At 67.9% G+C, this 15,432-nt stretch carries 14 protein-coding genes; 10 read left to right on the top strand and 4 right to left on the bottom strand.

Annotation, left to right across the window (positions count from 1 at the left end; all coding sequences use genetic code 11):
* Position 1: 1 nt before the first annotated feature.
* From AC5RV3_RS14455 to AC5RV3_RS14475, 5 genes are all read left to right on the top strand, one after another.
* A complete protein-coding gene (locus AC5RV3_RS14455; protein ID WP_494122733.1) occupies positions 2-535 on the top strand; it encodes a gamma carbonic anhydrase family protein in 534 nt (177 codons plus the stop codon).
* A gap of 175 nt (positions 536-710) precedes the next feature.
* Positions 711-1,931 carry an ROK family transcriptional regulator gene (locus tag AC5RV3_RS14460; RefSeq protein ID WP_494122734.1) on the top strand — a complete coding sequence of 407 codons (1,221 nt, stop codon included), beginning with the start codon at positions 711-713 and terminating at the stop codon, positions 1,929-1,931.
* Between the two features lie 148 nt (positions 1,932-2,079).
* Positions 2,080-3,360, top strand: a complete 1,281-nt coding sequence (locus AC5RV3_RS14465) for an ABC transporter substrate-binding protein (protein ID WP_494113144.1) — start codon at positions 2,080-2,082, stop codon at positions 3,358-3,360.
* A 92-nt stretch (positions 3,361-3,452) separates the two neighbouring features.
* Positions 3,453-4,358 carry a carbohydrate ABC transporter permease gene (locus tag AC5RV3_RS14470; protein WP_493987862.1) on the top strand — a complete coding sequence of 302 codons (906 nt, stop codon included), beginning with the start codon at positions 3,453-3,455 and terminating at the stop codon, positions 4,356-4,358.
* Positions 4,358-5,242, top strand: a complete 885-nt coding sequence (locus tag AC5RV3_RS14475) for a carbohydrate ABC transporter permease (protein ID WP_494122735.1) — start codon at positions 4,358-4,360, stop codon at positions 5,240-5,242. The genes AC5RV3_RS14470 and AC5RV3_RS14475 overlap by 1 nt, the downstream gene beginning before the upstream one ends.
* A 69-nt stretch (positions 5,243-5,311) precedes the next feature.
* Here AC5RV3_RS14475 and AC5RV3_RS14480 read toward each other — a convergent pair whose 3' ends face one another.
* A complete protein-coding gene (locus tag AC5RV3_RS14480) occupies positions 5,312-5,878 on the bottom strand; it encodes a hypothetical protein (RefSeq protein WP_494122736.1) in 567 nt (188 codons plus the stop codon).
* A 161-nt stretch (positions 5,879-6,039) separates the two neighbouring features.
* On the opposite strand from AC5RV3_RS14480, the gene AC5RV3_RS14485 reads away from it, so the two are divergent.
* Positions 6,040-7,131, top strand: a complete 1,092-nt coding sequence (locus AC5RV3_RS14485) for a Gfo/Idh/MocA family protein (protein ID WP_494122737.1) — start codon at positions 6,040-6,042, stop codon at positions 7,129-7,131.
* A gap of 127 nt (positions 7,132-7,258) precedes the next feature.
* Here AC5RV3_RS14485 and AC5RV3_RS14490 read toward each other — a convergent pair whose 3' ends face one another.
* The 3 genes from AC5RV3_RS14490 to purH form a co-directional block, all read right to left on the bottom strand.
* Complete coding sequence (locus AC5RV3_RS14490) at positions 7,259-9,487, bottom strand: NADP-dependent isocitrate dehydrogenase (RefSeq protein ID WP_494122738.1); 2,229 nt, start codon at positions 9,485-9,487, stop codon at positions 7,259-7,261.
* A 117-nt stretch (positions 9,488-9,604) separates the two neighbouring features.
* Positions 9,605-9,871 (bottom strand): hypothetical protein, encoded by a 267-nt coding sequence (locus AC5RV3_RS14495; protein ID WP_494122739.1) that lies wholly within the window; start codon positions 9,869-9,871, stop codon positions 9,605-9,607.
* Positions 9,872-9,989: 118 nt separating this feature from the next.
* Positions 9,990-11,666 carry a bifunctional phosphoribosylaminoimidazolecarboxamide formyltransferase/IMP cyclohydrolase gene (gene purH, locus AC5RV3_RS14500; protein ID WP_494122740.1) on the bottom strand — a complete coding sequence of 559 codons (1,677 nt, stop codon included), beginning with the start codon at positions 11,664-11,666 and terminating at the stop codon, positions 9,990-9,992.
* 131 nt (positions 11,667-11,797) lie between these two features.
* On the opposite strand from purH, the gene AC5RV3_RS14505 reads away from it, so the two are divergent.
* The 4 genes from AC5RV3_RS14505 to AC5RV3_RS14520 all read left to right on the top strand — a co-directional run bounded on the left by AC5RV3_RS14505 (position 11,798) and on the right by AC5RV3_RS14520 (position 15,370).
* A complete protein-coding gene (locus tag AC5RV3_RS14505) occupies positions 11,798-12,604 on the top strand; it encodes a hypothetical protein (RefSeq protein ID WP_494122741.1) in 807 nt (268 codons plus the stop codon).
* A 96-nt stretch (positions 12,605-12,700) separates the two neighbouring features.
* Positions 12,701-14,347 carry an AAA family ATPase gene (locus AC5RV3_RS14510; protein WP_494122742.1) on the top strand — a complete coding sequence of 549 codons (1,647 nt, stop codon included), beginning with the start codon at positions 12,701-12,703 and terminating at the stop codon, positions 14,345-14,347.
* Between the two features lie 29 nt (positions 14,348-14,376).
* Positions 14,377-14,589 (top strand): DUF2997 domain-containing protein, encoded by a 213-nt coding sequence (locus AC5RV3_RS14515; protein ID WP_493978867.1) that lies wholly within the window; start codon positions 14,377-14,379, stop codon positions 14,587-14,589.
* Complete coding sequence (locus AC5RV3_RS14520; protein WP_494122743.1) at positions 14,570-15,370, top strand: 4Fe-4S single cluster domain-containing protein; 801 nt, start codon at positions 14,570-14,572, stop codon at positions 15,368-15,370. The genes AC5RV3_RS14515 and AC5RV3_RS14520 overlap by 20 nt, the downstream gene beginning before the upstream one ends.
* Positions 15,371-15,432 lie beyond the last annotated feature (62 nt).

Raw genomic sequence — 15,432 nt, forward strand, 5'->3', positions numbered from 1 at the left:
GATGGCCCACATCATCACCATCTCCGGCATGCTGCCGGCCGTCGATCCGTCCGCCTTCGTCGCCCCCACGGCGACGCTCAGCGGGGACGTCGCGCTGGCGGCCGACTCCAGTGCCTTCTACGGCGTCAGCGTCCGCGGCGACACCGCTCCCATCCGCGTCGGTGAGCGCAGCAACCTGCAGGACAACGTGGTCCTGCACGCAGACCCGGGCTTCCCCTGCACCGTCGGTGCCGGCGTCAGCGTCGGCCACGCCGCCGTGATTCACGGGTGCACGGTCGAGGACAACTGCCTGATCGGCATGAGCGCCACGATCATGAACGGTGCGGTGGTCGGTGAAGGTTCGCTGGTGGCAGCCGGCGCCGTCGTCCTCGAGGGCACGCGCATTCCCCCGCGTTCGCTCGTCGCCGGTGTCCCCGCCAAGGTCCGCCGCGAGCTGAGCGAGGACGAGTACCAGTCGGTGCTGGACAACGCCGCCCGCTACGTGGAACTCGCCGCCTTGCACCGCGACGCGATCGACGACGCAGCCGAGGCGTAGCCGGCCGCAGCGGGTGCCGCGGCCGCGGCGCAGCCGATCCCGGCCGCGTTGCGCCCTGTCTACGCTCGCGACGCCGGCACGGTTCCGTGCACTCTCGCCCACCCCGGGTGTCGCATTTGCGAGAGTTTGCGTTAACTTCTTGACTACAACTCGGCGCTGCCGCACGCTTTTGTATATGCCTGCCGATCCGCCGTCCACCCTCGAGGCCCCGCAGCGCCCTGTGCCGCGCGGTGCCCAGAACCGGCCGGGGTCCCAGAGCGCCTTGCGGCGGCGGAACAGCCAGAGGGTCCTGCAGGCGCTGATGTCCCGCGGCCCGCTCACGCAGGCCGAGCTGTCCCGGCAGACGGGGCTGTCCACCGCCACGGTCTCCAACATCGTCAAGGCCATGGCCGACGACAGACTGGTCACCACCGCGCCGACCACGAGTTCCGGCCGCCGCGCCCTGTCGGTCATGATCAACGGCCGAGGCGCCGTTGCCGTCGGAGTGGATTTCGGCCGCCGGCACGTGCACGTGGTACTCGTCAGCCTCGACCACCAGGTGCTCGCCGAAGGTGCCGTCGAATTGCCGCTCGGCCACGGGGCCGAGCAGGGCATCGACACCGCCGCCCGGCTGGCGCAGCGGTTGTTGGATGAAAACTCGGTCCTCCCCCGGGCCGTAATCGGCGTGGGCGCCGGCATACCCGGCCCGATCGACCGGCGGACCGGCACCGTGATCCACGGTGCCATCCTGCCCGAATGGGTGGGCATCAATCTGCTGGCCCGGCTGCAGGAAAGGTTCGGCACCGACGTCTTCGTGGACAACGACGCGAATTTGGGCGCGCTGGCGCAAGTGAGCTGGGGCCCCTACCAGCACGCGCAGAACCTGGTCTTCCTGAAGATCGGATCCGGCATCGGGGCCGGCCTGGTCCTCAACGGCAAACTCCATTACGGCCATGTAGGCGTCACGGGCGAGGTCGGCCATGCCACGGTCGCCGAGCATGGCATCATCTGCCGCTGCGGCAACCGGGGGTGCCTGGAGACGGTCGCCTCCACCTTCACCATAATCGACCTGCTCAGCCGCGGCCGTGGCGAGCCGATCGGAACCGAGGACATCGTCCGGATCGCCCTGGAGGGTGACCCGGCCGTCTTGCGCGTGATCGATGATGCCGGCCTTGCGGTGGGTCGCGCCCTCGCCAACGTCTGCAACCTGCTCAATCCCGAAGTCATCGTGGTGGGCGGCCCGCTGACGGGCCTCGGCGGCATCCTTCTGGACCCGGTACGTCGCGGGCTGCTGCGCCATGCGGTGCCGGTCGTGGGCGAATCCACGGACCTGGCGATGTCCACCTTGGGCAGTCGAGCGGAGGCCTTGGGCGCCGCGACGCTGGTGCTTCAACAGGCCGAGCTTCCCGTCGCCTGAGCACCGCCGGGGCTGCTCCGGGGAGCGTCTTTGTGTTCAACTCTTGACGACAAGCGGTGTGACGGAGTTAACTTCCGTACTAAGCCACACATCCGTGTGCGGGTCTTGCCGACCCCGTGGCCATGACTGCTGATTGATGGAGGCGTTTATGCGACGCAAATCTTTGCTCGCCGGCGTTGCGGCCGCGGGATTGCTCCTGTCCGCGTGCGGCGGCGGAAGCGCGGTGGACGAAGCCAACCCTGAGGAAGCGTCGGGGTCGGTAGGAGTCTTCACCTGGTGGGCGGACGGTTCCGAGAAGGTCGGGCTGGATGCGCTGGTGGAGATCTTCACGGAGCAGTATCCGGAGCTGAAGTTCGACAACCTAGCCGTCGCCGGCGGCGCCGGCAGCCAGGCCAAGAGCGTGCTGGCGGCCAACCTGAAGTCGGGCAATCCGCCGGACTCGTTCCAGGCGCATGCCGGAGCCGAGCTGCAGGACTACATCGCCGCCGACCAGCTCGAGGACCTCACCTCCTTCTACGAGGACGCGCAGCTCAACGAGGCGTTCCCCCAGGACCTGCTGGACCGGCTGACCGTCGAGGGCAAGATCTACTCCGTCCCGTCGAATATCCATCGGGCCAACGTGGTGTGGGCCAACGTGGACGTGCTGGAGGAAGCCGGCCTGGATCCGAACAGTCCGCCGGCCGATCTCGACGCCTGGTTTGCGGACATGGACAAGATCAAGGAGACGGGGAAGACCCCGCTGGCCGTGGCCGGCACCTGGACACAGGTACAGCTGTTCGAGAACATCCTGCTCGCTACCCTCGGCGCCGAGGGCTACAACGGGCTCTGGGACGGCACCACCGACTGGTCCGGCCCCGACGTGACCGAAGCCATCGAGAACTACAAGAAGACCCTCAGCTACACCAACTCCGACCGGGACACCCTCAGCGACTGGGGTCCGGCCACCCAGCTGGTGGAGGACGGCGCCGCAGCCTACAACGTGATGGGCGACTGGGCGGAAGCCAAGTTCGCGCAGGACGGCAAGAAGCCCGGTGAGGACTACGTCTACTTCCCCACCCCGGGCACCGACGGCATCTTCGACTTCCTGGCCGATTCGTTCACGCTGCCCAAGGGTGCTCCCAACCCGGCCGGTTCCGAGGCCTGGCTGACCACCATCTCCAGCGTTGAGGGCCAGCAGGCATTCAACGCGGCGAAGGGTTCCATCCCGGCCCGCACCGACGTGCCGTCCGACGAGTTCGGCGAATACCAGCAGAGCGCCATCGAGGACTTCTCGTCCGACACCATCGTGTCCTCGCTGGCCCACGGTGCCGCCGTCCCGGTGGCCTGGCTGAACGAACTGAGCACCGCCGTCAGCAAGTTCGGCGGCCCGCAGGACGTGGCTGCCCTGCAGGAATCCTTGGCGTCCATCGCCGAGAAGTTCATGCAGTAAGCCAGGACGCCCCGGAAGGGCGGGCGCGGCACCACCACCGCGCCCGCCTTTCCATGTCATACCGGCGTGCACGGCGGCACTAGGAGAAGTCCATGTTCAAGAAAGTGAAGACCTGGGGACCGGGGCTGGCCCTGATCGCCCCTACCCTCATCCTGCTGGCAGTCTTCGTCTATGCGTTGATCGCGGAAAACGTCCGCATCTCGATGACCAACCAGCACACGGCCCGACCGTCGTCCGAATTCGTCGGCGTGGAGAACTACCTCCGGTTGTTCGGGGACGCAGATTTCCAGCACGCACTGCGCAACCTGCTCCTGCTGACGGTGGTGTTCCTGGCCGGCACGCTGATCTTCGGCTTCCTCTGGGCCTGGATACTGGAGCGGCCCGGCGCCGGCGAGGGGCTGTTCCGCTCGGTCTACCTCTTCCCGATGGCGGTGTCCTTCATCGCCTCGGGCGTGGTCTGGCGCTGGCTGCTCTCGAGCCTGCAGACCAACGAGCCCGGCGGCGATCGTGCCACCGGCCTGAACCGGCTGCTGGACAGCGTGGGGCTCGGCTTCCTGCAGAACAGCTGGTGGTCCGATCCCAACTGGGGCATTGCCGCCATCGCCGTGCCGGCCATCTGGCAGCTCTCCGGCTACGTGATGGCCCTGTTCCTGGCCGGATTCCGCGGCATCCCGGAAGAACTGCGTGAAGCCGCGCGGATCGACGGCTGCAGCGAATGGAAGCTCTACCGTCACGTGATCTTTCCGCAGCTGAGCCCGGTGATGCTCTCGGCGGTCATCATCATCGGCCACATGTCCTTGAAGCTGTTCGACCTGATCCGGGCGATCGTTCCCGACGCCAATACCTACGACATCCAGGTCCCGGCGACCATGATGTGGGTCAAGTACATCGGCAGTGACTACGCCGACTCGGCGGCCATCGGCACCATCATGCTGGTGCTGGTCGCGCTGGTGGTCGTCCCGTACCTCGTCTACACCTCACGGCAGGAGAAGCGCTGATGGCCACTGCAACCGTGCCGCCGCCCGTCGAGGTTGCCCGACCTCGGCCCGCTGCTCCCCGCACCGGCCGGCAGAAGATGAACCGCACGCTCAAGTACGCCATCCTGTTGGTGTTCCTGATCGTGGTGCTGATTCCGGCCTACGTGCTGTTCATTACCAGCTTCAAGGGCCCCACCGACGCCGATCCCTCCACCGCGTGGCTCTTCCCGACGACGTGGGAAACCGCCGGTTGGGCCAAGGCGTGGGACACCCTGGGCCCGGCGCTGGGCCGCACCTTCGCTATGGTGATCCCGGCCTCGATCATCTCCGCCCTGCTCGGATCGATGAACGGGTTCGTGCTCTCCCGCTGGCGCTTCCCCTACGCCAACGTGGTCTTCACCCTCATCCTGTTCGGGATGTTCATCCCGTACCAGGCCGTGATGATCCCGCTGACCCAGCTGATGCAGGGTCTCGAGGTGCCCAACGGCATCCCCTCGCTGCTGGTCCTGCACATCGTCTACGGCCTGCCCATCTGCACGCTGATCTTCCGCAACTACTACGAATCCGTGCCGGCCGAGCTGATCGAAGCGGCACGCATGGACGGAGCCGGCCTGCTGCGCACCTACGCCTCGGTGATCCTGCCGGTCTCCGCCCCGGGCTTCGTGGTGGTGCTCATCTGGCAGTTCACGTCGGCATGGAACGACTACCTCTTCGCGGCGTTCTTCTCCTCCGGCTCCAACGGCCCGGTCACCATCGCGCTGAGCTTCCTTGCCGGCGGACAGCTGACCGATTACGCCGCGTCGATGGCCGGCGCACTGATCGCCTCGCTGCCCACGCTGCTGGTCTACATCATCCTGGGCAAGTACTTCGTCGGCGGCCTCATGAGCGGTTCGGTTAAGGGCTGACCCGGCTCCCCTACAACAGCGGCGCCTGCTTCCCAGTGGGAAGCAGGCGCCGCCGCTGTTGTAGTCCGTTTAGATGTTGTGGCTGCCGCCCTCGCCGCGGCGGGTTTCGTCGGCAGTCCGTGCGCCGTCATTCCGGGCGTCATCGGCATGCCGGCCGCCCTCGTCGCCGTACGAAGCAGTGTCCGAACCGCGGTCGGGGACGGAGTCGCCGCGGTGGGCACCGCCGTCGTGCTTGCGGTCCTTCCGGGAGTCCCGGTCCTTGGTGTTGACGTCCGGGTCCAGGTCATCGGCGCGGCGCAGCTGCTCTTCGCTCTCCTGCTGGATTCCCTGCGCGTCGGCCTGCCGCCGGTCGGCAGCCTGGCGAAGGCGGTCGGCTTCGATCTTGGCCCGCTCGGCTTCGACGTCCGCCCGCTGGGCCTCGGCCTGAGCCTGGGTGGCGTCCGCCTGGCGCTCCCGCGCCTCCACCGAGGACACCTGCGCTCCTTGCCGCAACTCCGCTGCCTCCCTGCGGTTCTCTTCCTGCTTCTCGAACTTCCGCTTGGTGTTCCGCTTCTGCGCAAAGAAGACGATGACTCCGATGATGATCAGGAGTACAACTATTGCGATGATGATTCCGACGATCATGCCTGTATCCATGGTGCGGGCTCCTCCTCGTTGTGGCGAAATTACTGAGCCTGCTTACTTTGTACCATTGATAGGTCCGCACCGGTAGGGCCGCCGGACCCATGCGGGAGGGATGAGACAAAGGACAATCGGTTCCCATGGACGTTCCAGCCGCCGGCGGCCAAGATGGAGCCATGGCTCAACTACCGTGGATCGTGACCCCGCCCTGCGCCCGGCCCGGCGCGCCGGATCCGCTCGAAGCCACCGGGCGGACGCTGCGCTGGGGCGTGGTTTCCACCGGGGCCGTCGCCACCCGCGTGACCGAGGACATCGCCCGGCTGGAGGATGCCGTGCTGCAGGCGGTCAGTTCCCGCAACCAGGCCAATGCGGTGGCCTTCCAGCGGCGTTTCGGCTTCGCCACCGCCTATTTCGACGGCGATGCCGGCAAGGGCTACGACCAGCTTTTCGCCGATCCGGACGTGGACGTGGTCTACGTGGCCACCCCGCACGGCCAGCACTACGAGATCGCGGGACGGGCGCTGCGGGCCGGCAAGCATGTGCTGTGCGAAAAATCCCTGACCATCAACGCCCGGGAAGCCCTGGAGCTGACGGAACTGGCGGCCGCGCGGGGGCTGTTCCTGATGGAGGCGGTCTGGACGCGCTTTTTGCCAATCATCAACCGTGCGTGGGAGATTCTCGCGTCCGGCGAGCTCGGCGAGGTCCGCTGGGTGCAGGCTGACGTGGGATTCCCGGCCCTCTACGATCCGGCCGCCCGGCTTTGGAATCCGGCAGCCGGCGGTGGTGCCCTGTTGGATCTGGCCGTCTATCCCCTGACCTGGGCGCTCGGGGCGCTGGGCTTCCCGCAGACGGTCTCGGCCACTGGCTTCGTCAACGACGATGGCGTGGACGCCCAGAACGCCATGACGCTCAGCTATGGCTCGGGCGCCCAGGCGCAGCTGGCGTGTTCCCTGCAGGCCGCGTCACCGCGCACGGCCACCGTGGCCTGCACCGGCGGCTGGCTGAGGAGCAACGCGCCGCTGCACCATCCCACCGAGTTGGCGGTCGCACCGCATCTGGGCGAGCTCCGGGTGGAAACGTATCCCAAAATCGGCCACGGCTACGTCTTCGAGCTGCGCGAAGTCACCCGCTGCGTCCAGTCCGGCCTGCAGCAGAGTCCCACCATGCCGTGGGCGGACACCGTGGACACCATGCGGCTGTTCGACGGGGTCCGCGCCCAGCTGGGCGTCAGCTATGCCGCCGACCGGGCAGTGCCCGTGACGGACTGACCGGGACAGCAGCGGACTGGCCCGGACAGCACGACGGCGGCCGGCGCACCTTCCCGCAGGAGGTGCGCCGGCCGCCGTCGCCGTCATAACCGGGCGTGGCTGCTGCCGGACGGGTGCCCGGCGCTGCCTACTTCTCTTCGGTCAGGGTGGCCACCACGCGGTTCAGCGTGGCCGAGGGGCGCATGACCTCGGCGGCCTTGGCTGCGTCCGGCCGGTAGTAACCACCCAGGTCGACCGGGGACCCCTGCACGGCGTTGAGCTCGCCCACGATGGCGTCTTCGTTCTTGGCCAGCTCGGAGGCGACGCCGGAGAAGGCCGCAGCAAGCTGGGCGTCCTCGCGCTGGTTGGCCAGTTCCTGCGCCCAGTACAGGGCCAGATAGAAGTGGCTGCCGCGGTTGTCCAACTCGCCTGCCTTGCGCTTGGGCGACTTGTTTTCCAGCAGGAACGTGCCCGTGGCGGCGTCCAGCGTGTCGGCCAGGATCTGCGCGCGGGCGTTGCCCGTGCTGGTGGCCAGGTGCTCGAAGGACACGGCCAGGGCCAGGAACTCGCCGAGGGAATCCCAGCGCAGGTGGTTCTCGGCCAGCAGCTGCTGGACGTGCTTCGGAGCGGAGCCGCCGGCACCGGTCTCGAACAGGCCGCCGCCGTTGATCAGCGGGACGATCGAGAGCATCTTGGCGCTGGTGCCGAGCTCCAGGATCGGGAACAGGTCCGTCAGGTAGTCGCGGAGCACGTTGCCGGTCACCGAGATGGTGTCCTCGCCCTTGCGGAGGCGCTCCAGTGTGAAGGCGGTGGCCTTCTCCGGGGCCATGATCTCGATCTGCAGGCCTTCGGTGTCGTGGTCCTTGAGGTACTCGTTCACCTTGGCGATCAGGTTGGCGTCGTGGGCGCGGGTTCCGTCCAGCCAGAACACGGCCGGGGTCTGGCTGGCGCGGGCGCGGGTCACGGCCAGTTTCACCCAGTCGCGGATCGGCAGGTCCTTGGTCTGGCAGGCGCGCCAGATATCGTTCGGGAACACCTGGTGCTCGATCAGCACGCTGCCGGCCCCGTCCACCACCTGCACGGTGCCGGCGGTCTGGATCTCGAACGTCTTGTCGTGGCTGCCGTATTCTTCCGCCGCCTGGGCCATCAGGCCGACGTTGGGGACGGTGCCCATGGTGGTCGGGTCGTAGGCGCCGTTGGCGCGGCAGTCGTCGATGACCACCTGGTAGATCCCGGCATAGGAGCTGTCCGGCAGCACTGCCAGCGTGTCCGCTTCCTGGCCGTCCGGTCCCCACATGTGGCCGGAGGTGCGGATCATGGCCGGCATCGAGGCGTCCACGATCACGTCGGAGGGGACGTGGAGGTTGGTGATGCCCTTGTCGGAGTCCACCATGGCGATGGCCGGGCCCTCGTCCAGGCCCTTGTCGATCAGCTCCTGGACTCCCTTGCGGTCTTCGGCGTCCAGCGCCGCCAGTCCGTTCAGGATGGCGGCCAGTCCGTTGTTCGGGCTCAGGCCGGCAGCGGCCAGCTTGTCGCCGTAGGCAGCGAACAGCTCGGAGAAGTAGGCCTTGACCACGTGGCCGAAGATGATCGGGTCGGAGACCTTCATCATGGTGGCCTTCAGGTGCGCGGAGAAGAGCACGCCTTCTTCCTTGGCGCGTGCCACCTGGGCGGCCAGGAATTCGTCCAGGGCGGCGGCGCGCATGACGGTGCCGTCGATGACCTCGCCGGCCTGCACCGGGAAGGCGTCCTTCAGGACCGTGACGGTACCGTCCTCGGCCACCAGCTGGAGCTTGATCTTGTCGTCGGCCGGCATGACCACCGACTTCTCGTTGGAGCGGAAGTCGTCGGCGCTCATGGTGGCCACGTTCGTCTTGGAGTCGGCGGTCCAGGCGCCCATGCTGTGCGGGTTCTGGCGCGCGTAGTTCTTCACCGACAGGGGCGCGCGGCGGTCCGAGTTGCCCTCGCGCAGCACCGGGTTGACCGCGGAGCCCTTGATCTTGTCATAGCGGGCGCGGATGTCCTTCTCCTCGTCGGAGGACGGATCGTCCGGGTAGTCCGGCAGTGCGTAGCCGTGGCCCTGCAGCTCCTTGATGGCAGCCTTCAGCTGCGGTACGGAGGCGCTGATGTTCGGCAGCTTGATGATGTTGGCTTCCGGCTGCTTGGCCAGTTCGCCCAGCTCGGCCAAGGCGTCGCCGATGCGCTGCTCAGGGGTGAGGTAGTCGCCGAAGACGGCGATAATACGGCCAGCGAGCGAGATGTCGCGGGTCTCCACTTCCACACCGGCCGTGGAGGCGTAGGCCTCAACGATCGGCAAGAACGAATAGGTGGCCAGCATCGGCGCTTCGTCGGTGTGGGTATAGATAATCTTGGCCATGGGTGAGGCGTCTCCCTGCAAAAGTGGGTCTCTTTGGTTACTCAACTCCTCCAATTTACCCGAGGAGGGCCGCAGGGCGCCGGTTGAAGACGCCCGCGCTGCATTGGTTGGCGCGACCTAGAGGCCGGTACCCGGGCCGAAAACCTGCGAGCGATGGGCCGCGTTGCCCTGTTCCAGGTGCGTGTCCTTCAGGCCTCCGCCGGGCCGGGCCGCCTCGGCTTCGCGGGCCGCAGCATGCCGTTCGGCGGCTTCATAGGACCGGGTCTTGCGGAGCCGGGACGCTACAAAGTACGCCACTGCACCGGCCACGATGACCGCAACGATCACCACGCCCAGCCAGATATCGGCCGTTTCCGCAGCCGGGGTAACCTGCATCGCCAGCATCGCTGTCCCCTTTAACCGACGGTGCCGGGCACACCGGTCCCCTTGAACCTGCGTGCCCGGCACCCGGCCGGCAAGGATTTCGCCGTTGAGGCGCCTCCGCGCCCAGCGTGAGGAGCTGTCAGTGGAAGAAGTGGCGCGCCCCGGTGAAGTACATGGTGATGCCGGCGGCGTCGGCCGCTGCCACTACTTCTTCGTCCCGGACCGAACCGCCGGGCTGTACTACCGCGCGCACGCCGGCTTCGATAAGGATCTGCAGGCCGTCGGCGAACGGGAAGAACGCGTCCGATGCCGCCACGGCGCCGCGGGCGCGCTCGGGCGCCCCGGCGCCCTGCACATTGGCCGCTCCCCCGGCCGCGTCGGCCCCGCCGTCGACCGCCACGCCGAGCGTATTGGCCCGCTCGACGGCCAGGCGGCAGGAATCCAGCCGGTTGACCTGGCCCATGCCGATGCCCACCGCAGCGCGGTTGGCCGCGACCAGGATGGCGTTGGACTTCGCCGCCCGCACAGCACGCCAAGCGAAGGCCAGATCCGCCAGTGTCGCCTCGTCGGCGGCCTCGCCGGCGGCCAGCGTCCAGTTGGCAGGGTCGTCGCCGTCGGCGTCAATCCGGTCCGAGGCCTGCAGCAGCATGCCGCCGGAGACCTGCTTGTACTCGACCGTGTCCCGGGCAAAGCCGTCGGGCAGGACCAGCAGCCGGATGTTCTTCTTCTTCGACAGGATCTCGACGGCCTCCGGCTCGAAGCCCGGCGCGACGACTACCTCGGTGAAGATGTCCTTGACGGTGTCGGCCATGCCGGCGGTCACCGTTCGGTTCGCGGCGATGACGCCGCCGAACGCGGACACGGGGTCGGTTGCATGGGCCTTCGCATGCGCATCCGCGATCGGATCCGCAGCGCCCGGGGACGCGACGGCGATGCCGCAGGGATTCGCGTGCTTGACCACCGCGACGGCTGGCTCGGCGAAGTCGAAGGCCGCGCGCACGGCGGCGTCGGCGTCGACGTAGTTGTTGAAGCTCATGGCCTTGCCGTGCAACTGCTCGGCCTGCGCGATGCCCGGCTCGGCGCCGGTTTCCGCATACAGCGCGGCGGCCTGGTGCGGGTTCTCGCCGTAGCGCAGCGACTCGGAGCGCTCCAGTGCCAGGCCGGCGTACGGCGGGAACGCCGGCGCGGCCTCGACGGCCTCGGCGTCGTCGCCGAACTGCTCGGCGGTCCATTTGGCCACGGCGGTGTCATAAGCGGCGGTGTGGGCGAAGGCCAAGGACGCCAGCCGGCGGCGGGTCTTCAGGTCGAATCCGCCGGAGTTAGCCGCCTCCACCACGTCCCCGTACTTGGCGGGATCCACCACGACCGCCACGGACGGGTGGTTCTTCGCGGCGGCCCGCGCCATCGAGGGTCCGCCAATGTCGATCTGTTCGACGACGTCGTCCTGGCTGGCACCGGACTTCACGGTCTGCACGAACGGGTAGAGGTTGACCACCACCAGGTCGAACGGCTCGACGTCGAGCTCCTGGAGCTGCCGGACGTGGTCGTCCAGCCGGCGGTCGGCCAGGATGCCGGCGTGCACGCGCGGGTGCAGGGTCTTGACCCGGCCGTCCAGGCATTCGGGGAAGCCGGTGACCTCGGAGACCTCGGTGACCGGAACGCCCGCTGCGGCAATCTTCTTCGCCGTCGAGCCGGTGGACACGATGCCGACCCCGGCGGCGTGCAGGCCCTGCGCCAACTCCTCCAGCCCGGTCTTGTCGTACACCGAGATCAACGCGCGGCGGATGGGAACACGGTCAAGCTGCTTCAGGCTCACACAAATCTCCAAGGAAGAATGGATTCGGGGATGGTCCAAGTCTAGCGTCGGGCTTTTGCCCGCCACCGAGTGTGAAGCGGATCCGCGGTGTGGGTAACCTCATGGGGACACGCAAAGGAGAACAGCACAACATGTCGGCACCGATGAGTGAGGACGCGGCACTGCGGATCGGCCGTTTTTCGCTCGCGGTCTGGCTGCTGGGTCTCCTGGTTCTGTGCGGTGCCCTCGGCTTCGCCGTCCCCCGGCTGCTGCCGCACCTTTTCACCGCCGCGGCGGCCACGGGTGCCGACCCCGGTCCGGCGGCCGAACCCGCGGCAGGGACCGGTGCGGATCCGGCACCCGGCGTCGGGGCAGCGACCGGCACGGCTCCGACGGCGGCCGAGGAGGGAACCGTGACGGAAGCCGGCGGTCCCGGCAGCTATGCAGGTTCCCGCAACGCGGTCATCGGCTACCAGCGGCCGGCGGGCTACGACGGTCCGTTCGAAATCGTCATCGACAGCGGCACCGACGCCAGCGTGGCGGTGGACGACCCGGAGAACCCCGACTGGCCGGTCCACTTCCTCTTCAACTCCGGCGACCGGAACGAACCCTCAGCAGGGCTCCTGGCCACCGCGCGGGAAGAATTCAAGCTGCATGTCGAGGCGGACGGCGACTGGCAGCTCGAGGTCCGCCCGGTCGCCTACGCCGAACCGGAAGACGGTACGGTCGCCGGCTCCGGCCCTGCCCTGGTGCGCTATGAAGGCGACGAGGTACTGGCCGAATTCACCTACACCGGTGAGGCCAACATCGCCGTCTACACCTGGCAGGAGTCACGTCGGAACCTGGTGGTCAACAAGATCGGCAGCAGCACCACGAGGTTCTCCTGGCAGCCGTACCCGGTGACGTATTTCCTGGTGGACACCAGCGGGGGCCGCTGGAGTTTGGACGTCGGCCGCTGAGGACCGCAACGAACCTGCGGCCAAAGCGCTCAGGGGCCTCCAACTATGCCTAAAGTAGAGCCAGATCCCGATTCTGTTCCTTAAGGGGAGAGACCCATGTCTTTTGCTGAAACGCTTGACCAAGCGTTCAAGGCCCGCATCCCCGTCCTGTACGTCGAAAGCCATGAAGAAGCACGCGTGCACGCCGAGGTGCTCAAGTGCGCCGCCGCCCTGCGCACGCCGCGCCCCGTCTGGACGTGGAACGCCAGCAGCGGGCTCCTCTCCCCCAGCGACGGCCAGCAGTCCAACACCACGGCCCCGGCACGCGCCCTGGACCGGGTGCTCGGCGCGCACGATCCCGGCGTCTTCATCTTCTTCGACCTGCACGCCTACTTCGGCACCGACCAGCGCCCGGCGGACCCCGAGGTGGTCCGGAAAGTCCGCGAGGTCTCTGCCGCCTTCCGGCAAGGCAGCACCGGACGGGTGCTGATCATCGTCGCCCCGGTGCTGCGCATTCCGCCCGAGCTGGACAAGGCCGTCACGCTGGTCGACTTTCCGCTGCCCAGCCATGACGAGATCAAGGCCATGCTGGCGCACATGATCAGCCAGAATTCCGACGGCGGACGGATCAAGGTCACGCTGAGCGAAGCCGACCAGGAGAACATGGTCCAGGCGGCACTCGGCCTGACCATGGCCGAAGCCGAGAACGCCTTCGCGCGCGCCATGGTCGACGACGGCGAACTGACCGCGCACGACGTCCATGTGGTGCTGGACGAGAAGCGCCAGACCATCCGCAAATCCGGACTGCTGGACTATGTGGACGTGAATATCAGCCTGGACGAAGTGGGCGGGCTGAACAACCTTAAGCGGTGGCTGGCCAAGCGCCAGGGGTCCTGGCTGGACGCCGCTGCCGACTTTGGCCTGCCCGCACCCAAGGGCGTGCTGATCACCGGCGTGCCCGGCTGCGGCAAGTCCCTGACGGCCAAGGCGATGGCGTCGGCCTGGGGGCTGCCGTTGCTGCGGATGGACATCGGCCGCGTCTTCTCCGGCCTGGTCGGATCCAGCGAACAGAACATGCGCAACGCCATCGCCACCGCCGAGGCCATCTCGCCGGCGATCCTGTGGATCGACGAAATCGAGAAGGGTTTTTCCGGCACCAGCGGCGAGGGGGATTCGGGAACCTCCGCACGCGTCTTCGCCTCGTTCCTCACCTGGATGCAGGAGAAGCGCCATCCGATCTTTGTGGTCGCCACCGCCAACAACATCGAGCGGCTGCCCCCGGAGTTCATGCGCAAGGGCCGTTTCGACGAGATCTTTTTCGTCGATCTGCCCAGCGACGCCGAACGCCGGGCAATTTGGCAGATCCAGATGGCCGGCAAGTGCACTGCCGCCAACCAGCTGGGCGCCGTCGCCAACGATCCGGCCGCCGTCGAGCTCCTCACCGCTGCCTCGGAAAACTATTCCGGCGCAGAAATCGAACAGGCTGTCGTCGCCGCACTGTTCGACGCCTACGCCGAAGACCGCCCAATCCGCCTGGACGACCTGCAGCGGGCCGTCTCCAACATGATTCCGTTGGCCATCACGCAGGCCGAGGAAGTCGGCGCCATCCGGCAGTGGGCTGCCTTGCGGGCCGTCGGTGCCACCGACAGCGAGGATCTGGACGCCGCCTCCGAACAGCCGGTCGGTCCGGCGCAAACCGCCGGTGCCGTGCCCGCCGCAGCCTCCGGGCACCCGGCACGCGGCGGCCGCACCGTGGACTTCTAGACAACACCCGACTCCTCGAAGGAGAAGCTATGGACCAGCAACAACTGATAGTCACGGTCAGGCCCGACGGCGCGGTATCGGCCGAGACGCGCAACATCTTCGGCGCCGAGTGCCTGGACTACATCACGGTTTTGGAGGATCTCCTGGAGGCCGAGAGCGTCTCCAGTTCCTACACCGAGGACTTTAACCGCACCGCCGTCACCACCAGCGACTACGTCCACAATGAGTCAGCAGAGCGGTAGCCCCGGAGCGCCCCGGCAGCCGGGCGGCCCGGTCCTGGAGCCGCGCATCAACAACGGCTCCGCTCCGGCGCCGGCCGATGCCGGACTCATAAGGCACGCGCGGTTCCTCCCGGCGACCGAGGCCGAGGGACCGGGCCGGCGCGCCGCGCTCTGGCTGCAAGGCTGTTCCATCCGGTGCCCCGGGTGCTTCAATCCCCACCTCTGGGCCGCCCGCGGCGCCGAGCTCGTCCCGACCGGGCAATTCGCCGCCGGCCTCGTCGACCAGGCGGTGGCTGCGGGGGCCGAGGGCCTGACCCTGCTGGGAGGCGAACCCTTCGAACAGGCGGCGGCCAGCGCCGTCGTCGCGCGCGCCTTCCAAGCGGCCGGCCTGTCCGTGATGACATTCACGGGCTACCTGCACCGTGACCTGCGGCGTTGGGCCACGGACCGCGAAGACATCGCCGGCCTGCTGGCTGCCACCGACCTGCTGGCCGACGGACCGTACCTGCGGGACCAGCCGGAACTGCACCGGCCATGGATCGGTTCCACCAACCAGGGCCTGACCGCGCTGACCGGCCGCTACCGCGACCTGCTGGAGGACATCGCGGCCCAACCGGACCGGATCGAAATCCGGGTCGCGGCCGACGGCACCATCGGCCTGAACGGCTGGGCCACCGACGACCAGCTGGACGCTCTGCTGGCGGACCTCGGCGCCCGGGCCGACCGCCCGGGTGCCGACCGCCCCCCCCCCCCCCCCCCCCCCCATTCCCCGGCCGGTTGCGGCCGGCGGCACACAGGGTAAAATACAATGGTGTTTTCGGTAAAAAAAACACCCCGGCCCAACCCCCCCTCTCTAACAAAAAA

It is taken from the genome of Arthrobacter sp. Y3221114 (assembly GCF_059092625.1).